Genomic DNA, 19,942 nt, shown 5'->3' with positions numbered 1-19,942 from the left:
AATACGTAATTTGCGCGGGCAGTGGCATGGTTGAATGACGCAAGACTTGCAAGTCAAAGAAAATAGGGAGTCCATTATGGCAGCTCGTTGCGCAGTATGTGGCAAGGGACCGCAGACCGGTTTCAGTGTTTCACATTCGCATATCCGCAATAAGCGCACCTTCCGCCCGAATCTTCAGCCGGTTCGCACCACTATTGATGGCGAAAATGTTCGTCTTCGCGTGTGCGTGAAATGCATTAAGGCTGGCAAGGTTCAGCGCGTTGAGGCGTGAATCGCGTATTGATTGCGTTTAAATTGTAAGGCCCTGAGCAGTGCTCGGGGCTTTTTTGTATTTGCATTTTCTCCGCGTTTGGAGGGTTGTGGATGGTTTGGCGCTCCAAATGTGGGATATTTTCCTCGTGTTTGGAGGGTTTTGTCTGGTGTATCGCTCCAAATGTGAGTTAAGTTTCTCGTGTTTGGAGGGTTTGGTGTGGTGTGGCGCTCCAAATGTGAGTTCAGTTTCTCGCGTTTGGAGGATTTGGTGTGGTGTGGCGCTCCAAACGTGCGCAACTTTCCTCGTGTTTGGAGGGTTTGGTGTGGTGTGGCGCTCCAAATGTGAGTTCAGTTTCTCGTGTTTGGAGGGTTTGGTGTGGTGTGGCGCTCCAAATGCGAGTTAAGTTTCTCGCGTTTGGAGCGCGCTTAAGTAAATGCTTTGCGGATGATTTATAATCGAAATATGCTAAATATGCCCACGAACTCAGCCAAAACGCACGCTGCACTTTCCTCAATAATCAGCAACAAGCGCCGCGTTTCTGCTCTGAAGTCACTTGGCATCATCACAATCGAAGACGCTCTAACTTACTACCCGTTCAGGGTTACAAATCCGCTAAAAATTGCGCGTTTGCGTGATGTTCAAATTGGCGAAGAGATTGCGTTTTATGCTCAGATTCAGTCGATTAACCTTGTGCCAATGAACGCGCGCCGCGGGTTTAGGCTTGAAGTCAACGTTTTGCAAGATCAGCAGCAGCACGCGCAACTTATTTATTTTTCTAAAAATCGCGCTTACGCTAATTGGCTTTCGGCTAAGTTTCGTGTGGGTGAAAACGTTGTGATTGGCGGCGTGTCGAGCGCTTTTAATGGCCGACTTCAGTTTGCGCATCCGCAGATTTTAATAGTAGATTCACAAAATCACGATAGTTTTAATAAGTCTGCCGATACTGTTGGAAGTGTTGAGGAAGGTTTGGCTAGACTTTGCGCCCCGCAGCCGGTTTATCACGCAAATTCTAGGATTTCCAGCGAGCATATTCACGAAACTGTGCTTTCTGTGATTTCTGCACTTTCTGCATCTAATCAACCTGCACTTGCGCAATCCGCACAATCCGCGCAATCCTCATCCGCACAATCCGAGCTTTCCTCATCCGCGCAATCGGCTCAGTCCACACTTTCCGCCCAAATCCCCAATATTCTTCCTGAATCCGTGCTAAAAAAGCGCAATCTTTTGCCTCGCGCGGAAGCAATTTGCGCTATTCACAATCCTCAATCAACCGACGAATTTTACAAAGCTCTTGCCACGTTGCGTTACGAAGAGGCTTTTGTTTCGCAAGTTGCTGTGCTGCAATCTCGCGAAAATTCTAAAAATAATCAGGCAAAATCCTGTAATAATTCTCGTCTTCGCTGCAAATTTACGGAAAGTTTACCGTTTTCGCTTACGAGCGGCCAGCAAGAGGTTATTGACGAAATTATTGGCGATATGCATGAGCGCCGCCCAATGCGTCGACTTCTGCAGGGCGAGGTTGGTTCCGGAAAAACGGTTGTGGCTGTGAGCGCAATGTTGGAAGCAGTAGGATCTGGGTATCAGGCGGTTTTGGTTGCTCCAACTCAGGTTCTGGCGTCGCAACACGCCGAAAATTTGCGGCAGATGATTAAGCGGGCGAAGCTAAATGTTCCTGTTATTTTGGTTACTGGCGGCATGAAGCTTGCCGAGCGTCGCCGCGCGCTCGCGAATGTTGCAAGTGGTGAGCCGGCGCTGATTGTGGCCACGCATGCAGCTTTTTCTGCGACTTTTAAGCCGACTAATTTGGCGCTGGTTATAATTGACGAGCAGCATCGCTTTGGGGTTGCGCAGCGAGATGTGCTAATGCGCAAAATGAGCGAAGATTCGCGTGCTGAAGTTTCGCGTGCTGAAGATTCACATTCTGAAGTTTCGAATGTTGAAGTTTCTTCAATCACCCCGCATCTTTTGGTAATGACGGCAACTCCTATTCCGCGCTCTGCCGCAATGACCTGGTTCGGCGACTTGGATGCTTCGTATTTGACGGAGCTTCCGGGCGGCAGAAAGCCGATTCGCACTTTTGTTGTGCAAGAAGCAGATGCGTCTACTATGGCGCGCATGTTTGCCCATATTCGTTCGCGAATTGACGCGGGGGAGCGTGCTTACGTGGTTTGCGCGCATATTGAGGACGATGATTTAGAAAGCGACGATGATTTAGCGCGCGGCAATTACGATTTATCTCGCGTCAATTCAGACTTATCTCGCGCCGCTTCCGACGATTCAGCAAACTTAACTCCTGCCCGTAAATTGCACACGGTTACCGGCATTTTAAGGCGACTTTCCGCACTTCCGCAGTTCAAAGGTATTAAGTTTGCTCAGCTTACCGGCCGCGACGATGACGCAACAAAGCGCGAAACTATGGAGCGTTTTGCGCGCGGAGACGTGCAAGTTTTGGTTGCAACTACTGTGATTGAGGTGGGCGTTGACGTGCCTCAGGCAAGCTGCATTGTGATTTTTGATGCGGATCGATTTGGTCTTGCGCAATTGCACCAGTTGCGTGGTCGAGTTGGGCGCGGTGGCACGAATTCTTGGGCGTTTTTGGTTGCGCAAACCGATGGTGACACTGTTGCTCAGGAGCGTTTGCAGGTTGTTGAAAATTCCCTTGATGGAGCGGTTATTGCGCAAAAAGATTTGGAATTGCGCAATGTTGGCGACGTTTTGGGCGATTCGCAGTCTGGTGGAAGCTCGAGTTTGAAGCTTTTGCGCGTTGTTCAAGATGCGAAGATTATTGCGCAGGCGCGAGATGACGCTGCTGAAATTTTGCGCGACGACGTGCATCTTACGACTTTTACGAATCTTGCTGGCGCTGTTTTAGACTTTACGCGAGGCGGACGCGCGCAAATCGTAAGCAACTAAACTTGCGTAGTCAAGTCTGTCAAGTCTTTCAAGTCTAGTCAAGTCTAATTAAGTCTAATTAAATCTAATAAAATCTAATCAAATCTAATAAATAAAACTCCTAAAATTGTAGTTCCTAGCACAAAAATAAACAAAAATACATAAAATTTTATAAATTTACGTGCATATTATGAGATTTGTGAATATCCTAGAAAGTAAGCAAAGGTAAGGATCATTTGTAATAGCAATAGAGATGAGGCCTACAATGACAGAACGTGAACAGCAAATCTTGGCTTGGATTCAACAAAATCCAATGATTAGTCAACAGGAACTTGCAAATCTTGCAGGCATTACTCGTTCTGGTATTGCGGCTCACATCTCTAATCTCATTCGCAAAGGCTACTTGCGCGGCAAGGGCTATATTGTTACGCCTCCAAGCTACGTAACCGTTGTTGGCGGCATTAGCATGGACGTGCTGGGAATTGCTTGCGGCGATTTGATGGATTACACGTCTAACGCTTCGCGCGTTCGTTACATGCTCGGTGGAGTTGGGCGAAATATTGCAGTTGCTTTGGAGCGACTTAATGTGCGCACAAGCATGGTTTCTGTGTATGGCGGCGACCACAATGGCGAATTGTTCCGCATTGATGCTGCTGCAAACGGATTAGATATTGGTTACGCAAAGCAGCTTCCGGATTCTATGACCGCTTCTTACATGTATGTTGGCGACGCTTCCGGCCAGCGTTTGCTCGCTTTGGATGACATGAGTATTTACGACCACATGACTCCTGATTTTCTGCGCGAACGCATGTCGATTATTGAAAACGCAGATATTTTGGTGCTTGATACTAATATTCCACAGAAGTCGTTTGAGTGGTTGTGTGATAGGTATCGTCGTCCGATTATTGTGCGCGCGATTACGGATGCGAAGGCTCCGCGCGTGCTGTCTAGATTGTCTAGAATTGATACTCTTGTGCTAGATACTGCCGAGTCGCAGGCGCTTACTGGCATTAATGCGATTGACGAGCGTTCCGCGACGCGTTGCGCGGGTGCGTTGCTTAAGCGCGGCGTGAAGAATGTGTTTGTGAATGCTGGTCGCGCGGGTGTGGCTTATGGTGTGGCAGATGAGGGAGTGGCGTTTTACCCTGTGCCTGTAAAGCGTGTGCAGCGAATGATGCTTGCGCACGGTAATGGGAACATTGGCGTTGAAGCTGTTGGGAACGATAACGGTTCTAGCGATGCTGCGACGGCGGCGTTGATTTATGCGCGATATAACGAGTTTGATTCAGCTAAGACTGGTCGTTTTGCGGTTGCTGCGGCGGCTCTTAATACTGAGTCGATGCAGCCTGTGCACGAGTCGCTCAATCCGGAGCTGATTGCTAATCGCATGGTTGATATTCACGAGCGCGCGTAATCGCGACGACCTAAACTGCTCGTGTTTGGAGGGTTTGGTGTGGCGTATCGCTCCAAACGCGCGCGACGACTGCTTGAGCGCAGCACAGCGCGCGTGAAAGCAACTCGGAGCGGAAACTCGCTTAGGTTGGAAGTCCAGTGGACTTCCAACGCGAGTTTCGTAAGCGAGCGCTTATAGTGCGAGCGTTTTGGTTGACCACATTTGCCGTGTTTTTCTACGGCATTTGTTGTCGGTTTTGCGGATTTGGGAAACATTTGCCGTGTAATTCTCCGGCGTTTGTGGTCGTTTTGGTCGGAATTTTCCGCTTCCGTCTTTCACTTTTATTGCTTAACTATGTCGTCGCGAGCGCGGGGTAGAATAGCTAAGTTATGTGCGGTTTTAACGCTGCGCATATTTGCAAACACACTCCTGCTATGGAAAGTCCATAGCCGATAGTCCGAAGGAGGTGGGTGATGTCTGCACATAAGTATGAACTGATGTTCATTGCAAATCCTGAGCTGGATGAGCACGGTCTTAAGAAGTTGACCGAGCAGTATCTTGAGCTCGTCACCAACGAGGGCGGTTCTGTTGACGGTACCGATTACTGGGGTCGTCGCAAGTTCGCTTACGAAATCGAAGGTAAGACTGAAGGTAACTACGTTGTGGTTAACTACACTGCTGAGCCAGCCGTAAGCGACGAGCTTGACCGTGTTTTGAACCTTAACGAGTCTGTAATCCGCACGAAGATTCTTCGCAAGGACGCTAAGTAAATAAATCAAGCAAAAGCAAGAAAGAAAAGGCAAACTATGGCAGGCGAAACAATTATCACTGTTGTGGGAAATCTCACGGCAGATCCTGAATTAAGGTCGCTTTCTAATGGTGCTTCTGTTGCAAGCTTTACCATTGCGTCTACGCCTCGTACGTTCAATCGTAATACGAATCAGTTCGAGGATGGTCCTGCATTGTTTATGCGCTGCTCAGCTTGGCGAGACCTGGCAGAGCATTGCGCTAATAGTCTTTCTAAAGGTATGCGCGTTATTGCGCAGGGCCGATTGTCGCAGCGCTCGTATCAGGCGCAAGATGGTTCAAATCGCACGGTAGTAGAGCTTACTATTGATGAGATTGGTCCGTCTTTGCGTTACGCAACTGCTCAGGTTAATCGACAGACTTCCGCAGCTGGTTTTGCTGGTGGATCTCGTGCAGCTGGAGCTGGTAACGGTGCGAACGGTGCAAATAATCCTAACTTCGCTCAGGGCGGTTATGCTGGCGGCGCGAATTACGCTGCAAGTCAAGCTGCTTCCAATGCGAATGCTGGAGCAGATCCGTGGAGTTCTGCACCAACGAACGACGGATTTACTACTTTCGGTGCCGGCGCTGATTTCGGCGGCGACGAGCAAGAGCCGGAATTTTAGGCTGTTTACTTAATATTGCTTAATATTATTTGCTTAATACTAATAATTTCATCATCAGTTAAATGTTATGCGAATAAATAGCATAACGGATTTGAGAGAGGACATCTTATGTCACGCAAGAGGCCGCAACCACCGGTCAAGCCTTTCAAGAAGAAGCCAAATCCTCTGAAGGCTGCCAAAATTACTGAAATTGATTATAAAGACGTTGCTTTGCTGCGCAAGTTCGTTTCTGACCGCGGCAAGATTCGTTCCCGTCGTATTACCGGCGTAACCGTGCAGGAACAGCGCAAGATCGCGAAGGCCGTGAAGAACGCTCGCGAAATGGCTTTGCTCCCATACGCCACTACCGGTCGCTGATTGAGAGGTTGTAACAATGGCTGAAACTAAGGTTATTCTTACCAAGACTGTTGCCAACCTCGGTCACTCTGGTGACGTTGTTGAAGTTAAGGCTGGCTATGCTCGTAACTACCTTATTCCACAAGGTTTAGCTTTTGCTTGGAATAAGGGTGCTGCTTCCCAGATTGAGGCAATGCGTCGCGCTCGTTTGGCTAAGGCTGTTGCTACTCGCGAAGAGGCTGTTGCAGCTAAAGCTCAGATTGAAGGCACCGTTGTTGAGCTCGCTGCTAAGGTTTCCGAGTCCGGCAAGCTCTTCGGTGGCATTTCTGCCGAGAAGATTGCTGCTGCTTTGGCTCCAAAGGCCGCTGTGGAAGCTCGCGCAATCAAGGTTGCTGCTATTAAGACCACTGGTGAGTTCCCAGCAACCGTAGCGTTGCATCCGGAAATCACCGCTTCCTTCACCGTGAAGGTTGTGGCTGAGTAGTAGGTAGCTTTCGGTAGCGGTTTTGTAAATTTTACGAAATTGCTAGATTGTGAAATTTTACGAGATTTTACGAGATTTTACGAAACGCGTGTGGCAGGCAGATTGCTTTAGCTGTTTGCTTGTTTACTTGCGTTGATTGAACTTAAGCATTGGCTCTGTGCTGTGTTACTTGGGTTTTAAGACTCACGTAACATCGGCGCAGAGTTTTTTATTATTTGTTTTATCGTTTATCTATTAGAATTGATGCTGGTTATGCGATTTAGCTTATGATTTGCTGCATGATAGAAGGTTTCGTATGTTTTGCATTAATTGTGGTAATCCTATCAATGGTACAGTCAAGTTCTGCACAAAATGCGGTGCAAGAGTAGAAGATGCAGCTTCTCAGCAGCCGCAGGATCAGCAATCACAACAATCGCAGCAGTTGCAACAATCGCAGCAGCCGCAACAGACTTACGCGCCTCAGCAGACTCAGCAATACCAGCAATACCAGCCTTACCAGCCGTCTAATCAATACCAGTCGTCTCAGCAATACCAGCAGACTCAGCAATATCAGCCGTCTCAGAAATACCAGCAATCGCAACCGTCGGCTTATACACAGAAGCTTAATCCAGTCAAACCGAAGTTTTCCAAGTTCTTTGCAGTGCTAAGTCAACCTAAGAATCTTATTATTGCCGTAATTTCCGCTGTTGTTGTAATTGTGCTAGTTGTATGCACTTGCGTATGGTATTTCCGCTCAAATAATAATTCTTCATCAACTCGCAGCGCAAATTCTAATCTGAATTCTGCAGGTAACAGTTTTAATAACGCAAGCGCACCTAAAGCTTTAACTCAAGACGATATTATCTCAAATGCTGGTAAAGCATACAAAAATTTGATTGATAGCGGATCTTATACTTCTACTAATTTCCCTCAGCATTACAGCTATTACTACGCATTGTGGGATATTGATGGCGACAATATTCCGGAAATGGTTGTTACTGCGTCTGAAGATTTCAATATTGGTGAAGATCAATATATTCACGTATTCTCGTACAAAAATGGAAAGATTGTTTCGTACCCGGACATTATAGATAAGCATGATATTTATGAAGAGAGTGGCACTATCTTCTTCGGTGGCAATCATGACGGTATTGTTGTTGCAAGATCGTATCAAACTCCTGAAAATGATGGTGTTGATGGTCTTCCTTGGCATGTGTATACATACAAAATTAATGGTAAGAGTTTTGATAAATCTACGGTTGACGTTGATAAACCTATAGAATTTAAGACCAAATTTACTACAGGCTCGTTGGCTGGTTTGCAAAATTTTGTGTATCCAAAATTTGTGTCTGTTAACGACTTAACTGATATAAACAATCTGATTGATACCCCGAATTTAACTCCTGAGCAGAAGAAGATGAATAAAACTATTAATGAGTGGCTCGAAAAAGGGTATCAAGTTTTTTCTGGAACTGTTAAGAGGTTGAGTGCTGAAGAAGCGTACGATTATCCTGGCACTACTCCAAATGATCCAAATGCTAAGGATGAAGTTATGAAATCTCTGAACGAAGGAAACGAAGGAAACGGTACTTTTGACATTATTGCATTAGATCAGAAGCGTTCGGGTAACGGTTTTCGCACTGGAATGTATGGTGGGTTTATGCCAAGTCACATGATATTTGATCTTGTTTCTGTTCGATTTGATAATTCGGATAAAGATCAGGCTGCGTTTGTTGAAAAGTATGCGGGCAAAAAGATTATGGTTGCGGCTCACCCAGGTGGATATGACGGTGGAAATTGGATGGAATTGCCGGCTGGTCAGCCTACTGTGGGTGAGGTTCATTTGATAAAGGAGTATAGCGAGTAGAGCGGCTGCGCGGGTGAGGCTGCGCGGCTGAGGCTGCGCAAGGGTGAGTAGTTTGGGTCGCGCGTCTCGTGGCTCGCTTTAGTTCGAGCGATAGTGGCGCTCTTGCGATGATATGCCGTCCAGGAAGAAGTTCGCGCGCTCGCGGTGAGACGTATCGCTTACGAAATCTTCCGGAGCGTAAGGCGCAACGCTAGAAAACATCGCTTCGTAATCTGCAACGCTTAATCGCACTCTAGAATCGAGCATATCCGCGTGCTCTCGAGCAAACAGCGCGTCTTTAAATCCTGGAACAAGAGTTGCGCTAAAGAACTCTCCGACAGCGCCGGATCCGTAAGAAAATAGGCCGATTTTATCGCCGCTTTTAAGTGGAGGAAGCTCGCTATTTTCGTGAGCGTATCCGTCTGGCTCAAGTCTGTCTAACTCAAGTCCGTCTAACTCAAGCAAAGACAACAATCCCAAATACAGGGAACCCGTATAAATATTGCCTACGCGACGACTGTACTTTGTGCTTGTTTCGTAGCGTGAAAGTAATCGATTGCGCGACGACTCGCTTAGGTTGCTATTATCGCAAGAATCTTCGCAAGTATTATCGCAAGAATCCATCGCCGCTTTAAGCGCTTTCAAACCCATTTTCGTATACGGCAAATGGAAGCAAAGTCCTGCAAAATCGTTGAAATTACAATCGTTTTGCGCACAATACTTTTGCCACACGTCGCAGAAAAATTCTATATACTGCTCGGTTGAAAACTTGCCGCGAGCAAGCGCTGTGTCCTGGTAAACTGGTCGCCAAAAGTCCTGAATATCAGCGGATTTCACAACGCTATCGTCGTTAATTTTAAGCACGTGCGGATTTGCGCTCACAAGCATTGCCACAGCACCAGCACCTTGCGTTACTTCGCCAGGTGTAGCAAGACCGTAACGCGCAATATCGGACGCAATTACGAGCACTTGCGGATCTTTTTCGGCGTGCGCGCGCACGTAGTCGCATGCCATCATCAAAGCTGCAGTGCCGCCGTAGCAAGCTTCTTTTACTTCAATAGAGCGTACCCACGGAGTGAGTTTTAACAGATTTTGAACGTATAGTGCGCTTGATTTGCTTGCGTCGACGCCGCTTTCTGTGCCGACGATTAGCATTTTGAGGCGATTGCTATCGATGTGGGGTAGGAGCGGGAGGGCAGCTTGGGCGGCGAGGGTGACGATGTCTTGGTGATTTGGTGGCACGGATTGCTCGCTTTGGCCGATGCCGATTGTGAATTTATTAGGGTCGATTCCGCGCGCGTTTGCAAGATCTGTGAGATTTAAGTAGTAGTGCGGGGTGGCGAAGGAGATGCGGTCGATGCCGACGGCAAGTGGGGTTGTGGTATTGGTTGTGGTTTTGGTATCTCGTGTGTTCATTTTCCCTAAATCCCTAAATTTTCCTCAATTTTTACTTGGTTCGCGAAATGTTTTAAGTAATTGCGCAACTTTTTCCGTAGTTCTTTCTGCAGGACTAAGTTGCAGAAGATTTTTCGCAATCGCCTCGATTTCTTCGCCTTTAGCGCCGGCTGCGATTGCAAGATTTGAGGCCTGCAATGACATGTGACCGGCCTGAATGCCGGGGCCGGCCAACGCGCGCAGTGCTGCAAGATTTTGCACTAAGCCTAGGGCTGCAAGCGTGTTTCTAAAGTCGTTTGCGTTTTTGTATTTGCCGATTTTAAGCGCGAGTTTTGCCATTGGAAGAGATGAGATTGAGCCGCCAACAATGCCGATTTGTAGCGGAATTTCAATACGGCCATGGAGTATGGTTTGGTTGTTTAAGCTTTCGGTGTTCCACGTTGACAGTGGTAGGTAGCGACCGGAGCGCGCCGCCCACGCGTGTGCTGCCGCTTCTAGCGCTCGCGTATCATTTCCGGACGCGAGCGCGGCTCCTGCAATGCCGTTTAGGATTCCTTTGTTGTGCGTGGCGGCGCGTTCAGGGTCGCTGGCGGCTAGCGCGCTTAATGCCGCGATTCGGCGTGCGAGGCGCTTTCCTTCATCTTCGCGTTTAGCTTCTTCAAGCCGCCTGGAAGCGAGCGCTTCAACCGGTATTCGCACTTCTGCCGTGGTGGCAACGCGGCTTGTGTTGGTAAGAATCGCCGCAAGCGCCTCAACGCCGAGCCAGCTTTCCAGCTGGGCTTTGACGGCTTCGCCCATAGTGTTCACTGTGTTTGCGCCCATTGCGTCGCATGTGTCTACGTCAATCTCGAGTTTGGCGAAGCCGTGCAAAGCTGAAACGCGGCATTTTCGCGCGCCGCCACCCCTTTTACTCATTGATGGGTGTGACTCGTTTGCAACGCGCAGCAGATCTTCAACCTTTGCACAATCCTCAACAATCTCGCGCAAACGCGCCGCCACGCTCCCGTCCGCGTCCTCAAAAGCTATTTGCGCTGTAGTCACGTATTGCGGCGAATGCGCAATAATTCCGTATTGTGGTGAGTTTGCAACAATTCCGCCTTCGATACCAGACTCCGCCGCAATCCTCGCCCCATTGCACGCGGCCGCAATCACAGACGGCTCCTCTGTTGCAACCAGCACGTCCCGAGCCTCGCCGTTCACAATCAGCCCGCGCACAACGCCAACCGGCAGCGTGTACTTTCCAATCTGATGCTCAATCATATGATTTGCAACATCCGCGGGAATCGTAGTATCAGAACTTTCCGAAAGCTGCTTAAGTAAAAAAGTTGCTTCAGACTCGTTTATCGCGCCATCATTTTTTAAGGTTTTGATGCGATTTTCCACGCTTAATTCACGAAAAGCAGTCATCGAAATCACCTCATGATTTTACCGACTACGAATGCTACTGATTTCTTCGCATTCTAGCTTGATTGTTTCGCATTCTAACTTAATTGCTTCGCATTCTAATCTGCATCGCAACGCCAATTCCGCCGCCAACGCAAAGAGCAGCCACTCCGTTTTTCTTATTGCTGTCTCGCAAAGCGTACATAAGCGTCGTCAAAATTCTCGCTCCGCTAGCACCCAGCGGATGACCGAGCGCAATCGCACCGCCCCTCACATTTAGCTTCGACTCGTCAATATGAAGTTGCTCCGAAACTGCAATGCTTTGCGCTGCAAAAGCCTCATTAATCTCAAACAAATCAATGCTTTCAACGCTGCTTCCGGTTGCGCGTAGCATGCGTTCCATCACGTGTTTTGGAGCGTATCCCATTAAATCTGGGTCAATTCCGCCTTCTGCAAATCCCACAATTTGCGCAAGATATTCAATTCCGTGCGCTTGCGCGTAATCTTTGCTCATAAGTACGAGGGCTGCGGCTCCGTCGTTGATTCCGCTTGCGTTTCCGGCAGTTACGGTAGATTCGCGCTCGCTAACTTCGCGCTCGCCATTTTCGCATGCCAAATTTGCAGTTTCGTCCGACGCTTTAAACAGCGTGCGCAATTTCGACAACTGCTCTAAAGACGTATCTTCGCGAGGATGTTCGTCGCGTGTTACAACAGTTCCGTCTGCAAGAGTTACTGGCACAATCTCAGAGTCAAAATCGCCTCGTTTAATAGCGGCAACAGCTTTTTGGTGAGATTTAAGCGCAAAAATATCTTGAGCTTCACGAGTAATACCAAATTTTGCGGCAACATTTTCCGCAGTAACGCCCATTGCGTCGCCTGTAAAAGCGTCGTTTAAGCCGTCGCGCTGCAGGCCGTCAATAAGCGAAAAGTTTCCATAGCGATGACCGCTAAATCGCGAGTTAGTTGCGTAAAATGGCACGTTGCTCATACTTTCGGTGCCGCCTGCAACAACAACTTGCGCGTCCCCCATAACGATTGCGGATTGTGCCAAGCGCACTGCTTTTAAGCCGGATCCGCACACTTCGTTAATAGTCATTGCGCAGCTGGAAGTGTCAAGTCCTGCGCGCAATGCGATTTGGCGAGCTACGTTCTGACCGCTGCCAGCTTGCAAAACGTTGCCAAAAATGGCCTGATCTACGTCGTGAGCATTAAGACCTGCGCGTTCGATTGCGGCTTTTGCGGCAATCGTTCCTAAATCAACTGAGGAAAGCGAAGATAAGCTGCCGCCGAATTTGCCAATAGGCGTGCGTACAGCGCTCGCAATCACCACTTCAGTCATATGTTTAGCCACCTAATCAATTGTTTGTTGCATTTGAATTGCAACATACCAACCGGACTACTTTATCGTATTCCTGAGCAAAATCGAGAGTCTCAAAAAATTCTTCTCGGTTTTTTCACAATTAGACTTACTCCAGTGAGTTTGTGCGTCTAAATCCGCACACTATTTACTTACGGAACGAAATTGAGCCATCAACAGGATCCATTGCATCCACAATCGCCAGCGAATCCAAGTCGTATCCGGCTTCACGAAGCGCGTCACCACCGCCTTGGAATCCTTTTTCAATCGCAATACCAATTCCGGCAACTGTAGCTCCAGCGTGATCGCAAATATCAATTAAACCTTGCAAAGCCTTGCCGTTAGCCAAAAAATCATCCAAAATAAGCACGCGATCTTCCGCACTCAAGTACTTACGCGACACAATTACCGGAAATTCGCGCTGCTTTGTAAAAGAGAATACGGTGGATACGTATTGGTCGCCATCGAGATTAATTGACTGCGCTTTTTTCGCAAAAACCACTGGAATATTGCCAAAATGACGTGCAGCAACGCAAGCGATTCCAATTCCGGAAGCTTCAATCGTAAGAATCTTATTGATGCCAGCATTGCGGAAATGTTCAGCCCAAGCGGCTCCCATGTGGTCAAACAGCTCAACATCGCACTGATGGTTCAAAAAAGCGTCTACTTTCAAAACGTTTCCAGGTTTTACAATACCGTCTTTTAGGATGCGTTCTTCCAGTTCTTGCACGATGAGCCCCTTCTTGCGTAACTTACATTGCAATTACATTGCAGATTATATTGCAGATTGCATTTGCTTATTAAATTGCAGTACGCTCAAGCATACCCAAACGTGTGACACAAATCACGCAAAAACGACTGCAGTATGTGGTAAACATGTTTAAATGTGTGCGTAATTAAAAAATCTTTACTCGACGGATTAAATCCGCAGCAATCTAAAGCCGTTCAATACGACGGTCCGGCTCTTCTTATTGGAGCAGGCGCAGGCAGCGGTAAAACGCGAGTTCTTACGCGCAGAATCGCCTGGATTTTAAGCCAAAAAGGTGCGTGGCCTAGCCAAATTCTTGCCATCACTTTTACCAACAAAGCCGCTGCTGAAATGCGTGAACGTTTGAGCAATCTTATTGGCAGCGAAGCAAATACCATGTGGGTTTCGACTTTCCACTCCGCATGTGTGAAAATACTTCGCAAATCGGGTCAAAGTATTGGCTTAAAACCGGGATTTTCTATTTACGATACTGCTGATTGCGAGCGTTTAGTAAAAATTATTGCAACCGAGCTTAATGTTGATATTAAGCGTTTTACTCCGCGAAATATTTTGGCGAAGATTTCTGATTGTAAGAATAGTTTGATTGGTTGGCGAGAACAGCTAGACATGTATGCCAACGATTACAAGCCGGGCGTTTTGGGTCAGCAGATTGCGCACGCTGGAAATGCTGAAGCCGTATATGCTTCGATTTATGCGGAATATCAGCATCGCTTGGCTCAGGCTAATGCTGTTGATTTTGACGATTTGATTATGCGAACCGTGCAGCTTATGCGAGAAGATCCGGAGGTTGCTAAATACTACCGTCACAAGTTCCGCTATATTTTGGTTGACGAGTATCAGGACACTAATCACGCGCAGTATGAGCTTGTTCGAGAGCTTGCGGGAGTGGATGTAAAGCAATCTTGCGCAAACGCGGTACAGCAGTCGCAGCAGCAGCAAGCACAATCCGTTGATCCTCCTGCATCAATCACCGTCGTCGGCGACTCCGACCAGTCAATTTACGCTTTCCGCGGCGCAGATATTCGCAATATTCAAGACTTTGAAAAAGATTTCCCGAACGCAACGACTATTATGCTGGAGCAAAACTATCGCTCTACGCAAACAATTTTGGACGCTGCAAACGCTGTTATTTCGCATAATCAGGGCCGTAAGCCTAAAAAATTGTGGACGGCACTAGGCCAGGGCGCTCCAATTTGCGGATATGCTGCAGACAACGCTCAGCAGGAAGCGGCTTGGATTGCTGGGGAAATAGCGCGATTAGCCGGTGAAGAGGGCGTTGCTTATTCGGATATGGCAATTATGTACCGTGCTAATGCGCAGTCGCGTTCGCTGGAAGATGCGCTTGTTAAGGCAGGTTTGCCGTATCAGCTGGTTGGTGGCACAAAGTTTTACGAGCGCCGCGAAGTAAAGGATGCTCTCGCATACTTGCAGTCTATGGCAAATCCGGACGACGACGTGAATATGCGTCGAATTTTGAACGTTCCAAAGCGCGGACTGGGGCCTCGCGCAGAATCTTTACTTACCTTGTATGCGCAAACTCAGGGCGTTAGCTTCTGGCAAGCTTTGGAACATTTGGAATCAATCGAAGGCATGCCAACTCGCACTGCAGCGAAGCTTAAAGAGTTTCGAGATCTTATGCACAATTTGATGACGTGCATGCAAGATAACGATTCGAAGCCTTCAAAAGTTATTGACAGCATTTTGAAGGACAGCGGTTTGCTGGAAGATTTGCAGCGTTCGGAAGATCCGCAGGATGCTTCGCGCGTGGATAATTTGTCGCAATTGCAGTCGGTTGCGGCCGAGTATGAGCAGAATACGCCGGATGCTAGCGTGGCTGGTTTCCTTGAGACGACGGCTCTTGTGGCAGATTCGGATCAGTTGCCGGATGAAAACGAAGACACTGGCAAAGTTACGTTGATGACGCTTCACACGGCTAAGGGCTTGGAGTATCCGGTTGTGTTCTTAACTGGAATGGAGCAGGGTACTTTTCCGCATGCGCGCGCTTTGGAAGACGATGGCGAGCTTTGCGAGGAGCGCCGTCTTGCTTATGTTGGTATTACGCGTGCTAAGCAGCGTTTGTATGTTACGCGCGCTGCTGTGCGTGCGCAGTGGGGTCAGGCTCAAGATATGCTTCCAAGCCAGTTTTTGGATGAGATTCCAGATGATTTGATTGATTGGAAGCGCAAAGAGGCTGATGTTAATCGTTGGGGTGCATCGCGTGAGCGCAGAGGCAATTTCGGCGCTGATTTTGGCGGCGATTTCAATAGTGATTTCGACAGTGATTTCGGTGGCTGGGATGACGATTACAGCGATGCTTTTAGCGAAAAAACAACTTACGGCGGAAGCGCTTACGGATCTAGGTCGTATGGTTCTAAATCTTACGGATCTAAATCGTATGGCTCTAAATCTTACGGCTCCGGCAAATCTTACGGATCTTCTTATGGATCCAGCTCTTCCTACGGTTCTTCCTACGGTTCTAAATCGTACGCGTCTAAATCGAATTGGTCTAAGTCAAGCTCTGTAAAAACGCGCAAAATCACCGCAAAATCCGCGTCGTCAACAAGCTCAACAAAACTTGGCTCATCTTCTTCAGTTGTAGACAAAGACAACAATCTCAATATTCAAGATTTCCAAGTTGGAGACAAAATTACGCACGACACTTACGGTTTGGGAACCGTTCTTGCAACTCAAGATAAGGGCAGAAACTCAATTATTACAGTTGATTTTGGTTCTGACGGCGTAAAGCGCTTAATGCTTCGAGTCGCTCCAATCGAAAAATTGTAAAATTTCGTTTTATGCGGTTCAAGGTAAGATATTTTTTAGCAGGGACGTGGCGCTTGAAGGTGTGGGCGCCGAGAAGCGTGTTGCATTAAGGAAAATGTAGCACTAAAAGATAAATAATATATATTTAATGAGGTATCAATTATGAAAAACAAATTATTCGCATCAATTCCATCTATTATTTTGGGCATATTGATTGCTATTGCTCCGCTAACTTTCGCAAAAGTTTGCCAAAGTGAAGGCGGAATGCATATGGCATGCTACTACACTGGTCGCGCTGCCCTTGGAATTGGCTTAGTTATTGCAGTTCTTGGAATTGTTGCGCTTTTTGTTAAAGAAAATGTTCGCATCGGTTTGAGCATTGCTGTAATCGTGAATTCTTTGCTTATGATTGCTGTTCCAACATTCCTTATTGGCGTTTGCAAGAGCTCAATGATGCATTGCGCATCGGTTACGCGCCCAACGCTGATTGTTCTTTCCGTGCTCGCATTGGTGTTCGCAGCTATTTCCGTGTATTTGGATAGCAAAGAAGACTAATAGCTAATAGCATAGCTTGTAAAACGGCTTAATAAAGCAAAAATTATGCGCACTATTACGCTAAAGCGTTTGCCGCTGGAAAATCTTAAACGAAAGCCGCTTAGAACTGCCACATTGCTGGTAGCTGCAGCGTGCTTATCTGCCATATTTTTCGGCGGCTCGCTTATTTCTATGAATCTTGCGCAAGGCTTGAACAGTATGCGCGCCCGCATGGGAGCCGACATTATGGTTATTCCAAACGGCACGCATACTAAAGCTGAGGCGCTACTTACTAACGGCGGATCAAGTACTTTTTACTTCACCAATAATATTGAGGATTTAGTTAGACGTTCGCCTGGCGTTCAAAAGGCGAGCGCTCAAACGTACATTTCCTCACTTTCTGCAGGATGCTGCGCGGAAAAGCTGCAGATTATTGGTTTTGATCCGGATTCCGATTTTGTTATAGGCCCTTGGATTTATTCGCAGCATAAAAAGACTTTGCACAAAGGCGAAATGATTGCTGGAGCAAACGTACTAGTTTCCTACAAGAATACTGTTCGGCTTTTTGGTCACCAATGGCCGGTTGTAGCTCAGCTCGCAAAAACTGGCACAAGCATTGATAATTCTGTGTTTGTGCGACGAGAAAGCGTGCCGCAAGTAGTTGAGTATTCTACAAAAGTGCATCACACAGCTATTCCAAAAGAGTATGCAGAAAAAGCAATTTCTGCAGTTTTAGTGAAGGTGCGCAAAGGTTATAGTGCTAAACAAGTTGCGCAAAATATTAAAAAAACAACTGGGCTTTATAGCATTGGCATAGTTTTCCCTGGAGGAATTACAGCAACAACTCAGGCTAATCTTGGCGTTTTTACGCGCTCGCTTACTTTTATAATTGCCGCATGTTGGATTGTTGGATTGCTTGTGCTGATTGTTGTTTTTGCAACTTCGCTAAATGAGCGCAAAAAAGAGTTTGCTTCTCTTCGCATACTTGGGTTTACGCGAAAAATGCTTTTGGATGTGGCTACGCGCGAATCTGCAATACTTGGTTTTGTGGGGGGAGTTATTGGAGTTGCGTCTGCAAGTCTTATAATCTTCCCTTATAGTTCGCTTATTTCTTCACAATTGCAGCTTCCGTATTTGGAAGTTACGGCACTTCCTGTAATAGCTTTGATGGCTGTTAGCATAGTTCTTTCACTGCTTTCTGTTGTTGCGGCTTCGGCGCTTACAACATGGCGTATTGCAATGCGTGAAACGTATTTGACTCTTCGAGCAGGGGAGTGATTAGATGTGCGAAAAAACGGTATTAAATAGCGAAAAATCGCCTGTTTCAGTGCTGAATCTTACTCGCGTAACTAGAGAGTTTATGCGACGAAAGCACAGATTCTCTGCGGTAAACAACGTAAGTTTTTCGCTAAATAGTGGCGATTTTGTTGCAATTGTTGGAAAATCAGGCAACGGAAAATCTACTTTATTGAATTTGATTGCCGGATTGCTTAAGCCAACTCACGGAAGTGTAACGGTTTTAGGCAAGGAGATTTCCGCGCCTGAATTTAGCGATGGGGAAGTATCTAGATTGCGCGCGCAAAATATAGGTTTTGTTACGCAATCGCAAACGCTTTTGCCGAATCTTACTGTGTATGACAATATTCTTTTGCCCGTGCAGATTGCTAAAAGCGGCGGTCAAAAAAGCGGCGGTCAAAAAAGTAGTGATCAAAAAAGCAAAAGTACAGACGTTGAAGATTACTACTCAAATCACGCTCTTGATTTTTGCAAACGCTTGCATATTGAAGATTTGCTGTGGTGCTATCCAAAGGAGCTTTCCGGCGGCGAGATGCGTCGCGTAATGATTGTGCGCGCACTAATAAACAATCCAAAGCTTCTGCTTTTGGACGAGCCTACTGGAGATTTAGATCCAGAGCACACTCTAATAGTGGTGGAAATGTTGCGCGAGGCTGCAAATCGTGGTGCTGCGGTTCTTATGGTAACGCACGATTCTGAAGCTGCTCGAAGCGCGGATTGCACCTACACAATGGATACTGGCTCCCTTCACTAAAATTAGTTCTCGCGTTTGGATGGTTTGGTCTGGCGTATCGCTCCAAATGCGCGCAATTTTTCCCGCGTTTGGAGTGTTTTCGGGCTTTGAATGCTCCAAACGTGGGTAGTTTTTCTCGCGTTTGGAGGGTTTAGTGTGGGTTTGCGCTCCAAACGTGAGGAATTAAAATATCAACAATTATTCTTACTGGTGTGTAGAATTAGAAACGATGCCTATTTTGTGTAAGCATCATCTGGAGCCTTAGCCCATCAGTGGGTCGGCGCGCGGTAGTTATGGCGTTATTTCAACGTTTTAATACTTACGCGTTCGTGTGTTAGCACGAAGAAGCACTGGAGAGGCCGGCTCAGCGTGAGTAATTTTTAGGAGATTTTACGATTGACTAAAAGTTTGGCTCGCGTTCCGTTCAGATAACGACAGAATTAAAGGATTAGTTATGACTAATATTCAGCGTTCTCGCCGTCAGGTGCGTCTTTCTCGCGCCCTCGGCATCGCTTTGACCCCAAAGGCTCAGCGTATCTTCGAGAAGCGCCCATATGCTCCAGGTGAGCACGGCCGCACTCGTCGTCGCACCGAGTCCGATTACGCAGTACGTCTTCGCGAGAAGCAGCGTCTTCGCGCTCAGTACGGCATCTCCGAAAAGCAGCTTCGCGCTGCTTACGAGAAGGGTACGCACACTGCAGGCCAGACCGGTGACGCAATGCTCACCGATTTGGAAACTCGTCTTGATGCTTTGGTTTTGCGCGCAGGCTTTGCTCGCACCACTGCCCAGGCTCGTCAGTTTGTTGTACATCGTCATATTTTGGTTGATGGCAATCTTGTTGATCGCCCATCTTACCGTGTCAAGCCAGGCCAGACCATTCAGGTTCGTGCCAAGAGCCAGACCATGGTTCCATTCCAGATGGCTGCAGAAGGCGTTCATCGCGACGTTTTGCCAGCAGTTCCTGGTTATCTCGATGTGAATCTTGCCTCTTTGAAGGCTACTTTGACTCGTAAGCCGGAAGTCGATCAGATTCCAGTTGAAGTCAACATTCAGTACGTCGTCGAATACTACGCTCGTTAATTCGCCGATTTAATTCTTAAGGACATACCGCTTGAC

General features: G+C 47.3%; 17 protein-coding genes. 13 read left to right on the top strand and 4 right to left on the bottom strand.

The features are described 5' to 3' along the window. Nucleotides 1-76 precede the first annotated feature (76 nt). The 8 genes from rpmB to HXT52_RS04530 all read left to right on the top strand — a co-directional run bounded on the left by rpmB (nt 77) and on the right by HXT52_RS04530 (nt 8,616). The gene (rpmB, locus tag HXT52_RS04565) at nt 77-271 is read left to right on the top strand and encodes a 50S ribosomal protein L28 (RefSeq protein WP_004105392.1); all 195 of its coding nucleotides are present in this window, start codon (nt 77-79) and stop codon (nt 269-271) included. 426 nt (nt 272-697) lie between these two features. Next, the gene (locus HXT52_RS04560; RefSeq protein ID WP_421775819.1) at nt 698-3,166 is read left to right on the top strand and encodes an ATP-dependent DNA helicase RecG; all 2,469 of its coding nucleotides are present in this window, start codon (nt 698-700) and stop codon (nt 3,164-3,166) included. Nucleotides 3,167-3,410: 244 nt separating this feature from the next. After that, nucleotides 3,411-4,559, top strand: a complete 1,149-nt coding sequence (locus HXT52_RS04555; RefSeq protein WP_375169064.1) for a PfkB family carbohydrate kinase — start codon at nt 3,411-3,413, stop codon at nt 4,557-4,559. Nucleotides 4,560-5,011: 452 nt separating this feature from the next. Then, nucleotides 5,012-5,308: a 30S ribosomal protein S6 gene (gene rpsF / locus HXT52_RS04550; RefSeq protein WP_004128903.1), complete on the top strand. Its 297-nt coding sequence runs from the start codon at nt 5,012-5,014 to the stop codon at nt 5,306-5,308. A gap of 36 nt (nt 5,309-5,344) precedes the next feature. Continuing rightward, complete coding sequence (locus HXT52_RS04545; protein WP_004136959.1) at nt 5,345-5,950, top strand: single-stranded DNA-binding protein; 606 nt, start codon at nt 5,345-5,347, stop codon at nt 5,948-5,950. Nucleotides 5,951-6,058: 108 nt separating this feature from the next. Further along, entirely contained in the window at nt 6,059-6,307 is a 249-nt protein-coding gene (rpsR, locus tag HXT52_RS04540; RefSeq protein ID WP_004105399.1) for a 30S ribosomal protein S18, read from the top strand. Between the two features lie 16 nt (nt 6,308-6,323). Then, nucleotides 6,324-6,770, top strand: coding sequence for a 50S ribosomal protein L9 (gene rplI, locus HXT52_RS04535; protein ID WP_004128899.1), 447 nt, complete (start codon nt 6,324-6,326; stop codon nt 6,768-6,770). Between the two features lie 295 nt (nt 6,771-7,065). Continuing rightward, nucleotides 7,066-8,616, top strand: coding sequence for a zinc ribbon domain-containing protein (locus HXT52_RS04530; protein WP_421775818.1), 1,551 nt, complete (start codon nt 7,066-7,068; stop codon nt 8,614-8,616). Nucleotides 8,617-8,694: 78 nt separating this feature from the next. Here the strand turns inward: HXT52_RS04530 and HXT52_RS04525 are convergent, their stop codons facing one another. The 4 genes from HXT52_RS04525 to HXT52_RS04510 all read right to left on the bottom strand — a co-directional run bounded on the left by HXT52_RS04525 (nt 8,695) and on the right by HXT52_RS04510 (nt 13,460). Further along, nucleotides 8,695-10,011: a hydroxymethylglutaryl-CoA synthase gene (locus HXT52_RS04525; RefSeq protein ID WP_421775817.1), complete on the bottom strand. Its 1,317-nt coding sequence runs from the start codon at nt 10,009-10,011 to the stop codon at nt 8,695-8,697. 24 nt (nt 10,012-10,035) lie between these two features. Then, nucleotides 10,036-11,397, bottom strand: coding sequence for a hydroxymethylglutaryl-CoA reductase, degradative (locus HXT52_RS04520; RefSeq protein WP_421775816.1), 1,362 nt, complete (start codon nt 11,395-11,397; stop codon nt 10,036-10,038). A 79-nt stretch (nt 11,398-11,476) separates the two neighbouring features. Continuing rightward, nucleotides 11,477-12,712: an acetyl-CoA C-acyltransferase gene (locus HXT52_RS04515; protein WP_421775815.1), complete on the bottom strand. Its 1,236-nt coding sequence runs from the start codon at nt 12,710-12,712 to the stop codon at nt 11,477-11,479. Nucleotides 12,713-12,878: 166 nt separating this feature from the next. Further along, the gene (locus tag HXT52_RS04510) at nt 12,879-13,460 is read right to left on the bottom strand and encodes a xanthine phosphoribosyltransferase (RefSeq protein WP_004136969.1); all 582 of its coding nucleotides are present in this window, start codon (nt 13,458-13,460) and stop codon (nt 12,879-12,881) included. 156 nt (nt 13,461-13,616) lie between these two features. Between HXT52_RS04510 and HXT52_RS04505 the strand changes: the two genes are divergently transcribed. The 5 genes from HXT52_RS04505 (at nt 13,617) to rpsD (ending at nt 19,906) form a co-directional block, all read left to right on the top strand. Beyond that, nucleotides 13,617-16,283: an ATP-dependent helicase gene (locus HXT52_RS04505; protein WP_421775814.1), complete on the top strand. Its 2,667-nt coding sequence runs from the start codon at nt 13,617-13,619 to the stop codon at nt 16,281-16,283. Between the two features lie 141 nt (nt 16,284-16,424). Then, the gene (locus HXT52_RS04500; RefSeq protein ID WP_419389179.1) at nt 16,425-16,817 is read left to right on the top strand and encodes a DUF4418 family protein; all 393 of its coding nucleotides are present in this window, start codon (nt 16,425-16,427) and stop codon (nt 16,815-16,817) included. Between the two features lie 45 nt (nt 16,818-16,862). Beyond that, nucleotides 16,863-18,074, top strand: coding sequence for an ABC transporter permease (locus HXT52_RS04495; protein ID WP_419389178.1), 1,212 nt, complete (start codon nt 16,863-16,865; stop codon nt 18,072-18,074). 4 nt (nt 18,075-18,078) lie between these two features. Next, nucleotides 18,079-18,846, top strand: coding sequence for an ABC transporter ATP-binding protein (locus tag HXT52_RS04490; RefSeq protein WP_375169059.1), 768 nt, complete (start codon nt 18,079-18,081; stop codon nt 18,844-18,846). 433 nt (nt 18,847-19,279) lie between these two features. Continuing rightward, a complete protein-coding gene (gene rpsD / locus HXT52_RS04485) occupies nt 19,280-19,906 on the top strand; it encodes a 30S ribosomal protein S4 (protein WP_004105277.1) in 627 nt (208 codons plus the stop codon). Nucleotides 19,907-19,942: the final 36 nt, after the last annotated feature.

Origin of the sequence: Gardnerella sp. KA00288, assembly GCF_049244085.1 — a bacterium.
Taxonomy (GTDB): Bacteria; Actinomycetota; Actinomycetes; order Actinomycetales; family Bifidobacteriaceae; genus Bifidobacterium; species Bifidobacterium greenwoodii.
This window is presented reverse-complemented; position numbering and strand designations above follow the sequence as displayed.

What these genes read in the sequence shown, in the direction of transcription:
- rpmB (WP_004105392.1), top strand. Translation starts at nt 77, where the DNA reads ATGGCAGCTCGTTGCGCAGTATGTGGCAAGGGACCGCAGACCGGTTTC.
- HXT52_RS04560 (WP_421775819.1), top strand. Translation starts at nt 698, where the DNA reads ATGATTTATAATCGAAATATGCTAAATATGCCCACGAACTCAGCCAAA.
- HXT52_RS04555 (WP_375169064.1), top strand. Translation starts at nt 3,411, where the DNA reads ATGACAGAACGTGAACAGCAAATCTTGGCTTGGATTCAACAAAATCCA.
- rpsF (WP_004128903.1), top strand. Translation starts at nt 5,012, where the DNA reads ATGTCTGCACATAAGTATGAACTGATGTTCATTGCAAATCCTGAGCTG.
- HXT52_RS04545 (WP_004136959.1), top strand. Translation starts at nt 5,345, where the DNA reads ATGGCAGGCGAAACAATTATCACTGTTGTGGGAAATCTCACGGCAGAT.
- rpsR (WP_004105399.1), top strand. Translation starts at nt 6,059, where the DNA reads ATGTCACGCAAGAGGCCGCAACCACCGGTCAAGCCTTTCAAGAAGAAG.
- rplI (WP_004128899.1), top strand. Translation starts at nt 6,324, where the DNA reads ATGGCTGAAACTAAGGTTATTCTTACCAAGACTGTTGCCAACCTCGGT.
- HXT52_RS04530 (WP_421775818.1), top strand. Translation starts at nt 7,066, where the DNA reads ATGTTTTGCATTAATTGTGGTAATCCTATCAATGGTACAGTCAAGTTC.
- HXT52_RS04525 (WP_421775817.1), bottom strand. Translation starts at nt 10,011, where the DNA reads ATGAACACACGAGATACCAAAACCACAACCAATACCACAACCCCACTT.
- HXT52_RS04520 (WP_421775816.1), bottom strand. Translation starts at nt 11,397, where the DNA reads ATGACTGCTTTTCGTGAATTAAGCGTGGAAAATCGCATCAAAACCTTA.
- HXT52_RS04515 (WP_421775815.1), bottom strand. Translation starts at nt 12,712, where the DNA reads ATGACTGAAGTGGTGATTGCGAGCGCTGTACGCACGCCTATTGGCAAA.
- HXT52_RS04500 (WP_419389179.1), top strand. Translation starts at nt 16,425, where the DNA reads ATGAAAAACAAATTATTCGCATCAATTCCATCTATTATTTTGGGCATA.
- HXT52_RS04495 (WP_419389178.1), top strand. Translation starts at nt 16,863, where the DNA reads ATGCGCACTATTACGCTAAAGCGTTTGCCGCTGGAAAATCTTAAACGA.
- HXT52_RS04490 (WP_375169059.1), top strand. Translation starts at nt 18,079, where the DNA reads ATGTGCGAAAAAACGGTATTAAATAGCGAAAAATCGCCTGTTTCAGTG.
- rpsD (WP_004105277.1), top strand. Translation starts at nt 19,280, where the DNA reads ATGACTAATATTCAGCGTTCTCGCCGTCAGGTGCGTCTTTCTCGCGCC.